Origin of the sequence: Arenibacter palladensis (genome assembly GCF_900129275.1) — a bacterium.
Classification (GTDB): Bacteria; Bacteroidota; Bacteroidia; order Flavobacteriales; family Flavobacteriaceae; genus Arenibacter; species Arenibacter palladensis.
Map to the genome: position 1 here is coordinate 1 of NZ_FQUX01000021.1, position 1,570 is coordinate 1,570.

The following is a 1,570-nucleotide window of genomic DNA, read 5'->3' on the forward strand; positions in this document are numbered from 1 at the left end:
TTATCACCTTGGCCGGAGCCTCAGTGTACTATCGGGGCGTCACCGCTCCCTTCAACGTACTATTCCGTCAGTACGCACCAACGCCACATCCCCGTCACTTTTAGCGTGAGCAGGTACAGAAATATTAATCTGTTGTCCATCCACTACCCCCTTCGGGTTCGTGTTAGGTCCCGACTGACCCCCAGCTGATTAGCATAGCTGGGGAAACCTTGGTCTTTCGGCGTGCGGGTTTCTCGCCCGCATTATCGTTACTTATGCCTACATTTTCGTTTGTAGCTCCTCCACCACGCCTTACAGCGTAGCTTCAGCGGCACTACAATGCTCCCCTACCCCTCTGTACCGAGTACAGAAGTCACAGCTTCGGTGATATGCTTATGCCCGATTATTATCCATGCGGAACCGCTCGACCAGTGAGCTGTTACGCACTCTTTAAATGAATGGCTGCTTCCAAGCCAACATCCTGGCTGTCAATGCAGTTCCACCGCGTTATATCAACTTAGCATATACTTTGGGACCTTAGCTGGTGATCTGGGTTCTTTCCCTCTCGGACATGGACCTTAGCACCCATGCCCTCACTGCGCACAAACATTTTATAGCATTCGGAGTTTGTCAGGAATTGGTAGGCGGTGAAGCCCCCGCATCCAATCAGTAGCTCTACCTCTATAAAACTATGTACACGCTGCACCTAAATGCATTTCGGGGAGTACGAGCTATTTCCGAGTTTGATTGGCCTTTCACCCCTACCCACAGGTCATCCCAAGACTTTTCAACGTCAACGGGTTCGGTCCTCCACTGTGTGTTACCACAGCTTCAACCTGCCCATGGGTAGATCACACGGTTTCGCGTCTACTACTACTGACTATGGCGCCCTGTTCAGACTCGCTTTCGCTACGGATCCGCACCTGAAGTGCTTAACCTTGCCAGTAAAAGTAACTCGTAGGCTCATTATGCAAAAGGCACGCCGTCACCCCAAAAGGGGCTCCGACCGCTTGTAGGCGTATGGTTTCAGGATCTTTTTCACTCCCTTGTTCAGGGTTCTTTTCACCTTTCCCTCACGGTACTGGTTCACTATCGGTCTCTCAGGAGTATTTAGTCTTGGCGGATGGTCCCGCCGGATTCATACAGGGTTTCACGTGCCCCGCACTACTCAGGATACCGCTATCGATAATGTTCTTTGCTCTTACGGGACTATCACCCTCTACGGTCCCTCTTTCCAAAGGGTTCTGATTCATCGCACATCGAATGTCGCGGTCCTACAACCCCGATATTGCCGAAACAACATCGGTTTGGACTAATCCGCTTTCGCTCGCCACTACTCACGGAATCACTTTTGTTTTCTCCTCCTCCGGCTACTTAGATGTTTCAGTTCACCGGGTTTGCCCCCCTTGCGGGGTACCATACCTTCAATATGGTGGGTTGCCCCATTCGGATACCTGCGGATCACATCGTATGTGCCGATCCCCGCAGCTTTTCGCAGCTTATCGCGTCCTTCATCGCCTCTGAGAGCCTAGGCATTCCCCATACGCCCTTATCCAGCTTGTCGCCAGACCTTTATGTTATTCGCGGGCCC

At 51.8% G+C, this 1,570-nt stretch carries 1 rRNA gene; it reads right to left on the bottom strand.

The window, feature by feature from the left end:
- Positions 1–1,542, bottom strand: a 23S ribosomal RNA gene (locus BUA60_RS22675); the annotation flags it as partial.
- Between the last annotated feature and the right edge of the window lie 28 nt (positions 1,543–1,570).